Here is a 394-nt window from a genome sequence, read left to right as displayed (position 1 = left end):
ACCCTGTATGACCAGCTGGTGTGCCGCGTGATCTTCAAGCGTCTGCGCTACGAAGGTCCGTTCACGCCTCCGTCCGAGCAGGGCACGCTGGTGTTCCCGGGCAACCTGGGCATGTTCGAATGGGGCGGCATCGCGGTCGATCCGCATCGTCAGATCGCCATAGCCAACCCGATGGCCCTGCCGTTCGTCTCTAAACTGGTGCCGCGCGGCCCGGGCAACCCGATCGAGCCGCCTGAAGGCGCGAGCGGCGGTTCAGGTACCGAAACCGGCATCCAGCCGCAGTACGGCGTGCCGTACGGCGTTGAGCTGAACCCGTTCCTGTCACCGTTTGGCCTGCCGTGTAAGCAGCCGGCCTGGGGTTACGTTTCTGCCGTCGACCTGAAAACCAATGAAG

At 64.2% G+C, this 394-nt stretch carries 1 pseudogene; it reads left to right on the top strand.

Features of this window, described 5'->3' with window-relative positions:
* A pseudogene (locus tag Q3W56_RS20735) lies at positions 1-394 on the top strand (hypothetical protein); the annotation flags it as partial.

It is taken from the genome of Bacillus sp. C28GYM-DRY-1 (assembly GCF_030519405.1).
Classification (GTDB): Bacteria; Bacillota; Bacilli; order Bacillales; family Bacillaceae; genus Bacillus; species Bacillus spizizenii_A.
Note: the sequence above shows the minus strand (reverse complement) of the source record. Positions and strands in the feature narration are given on the sequence as shown.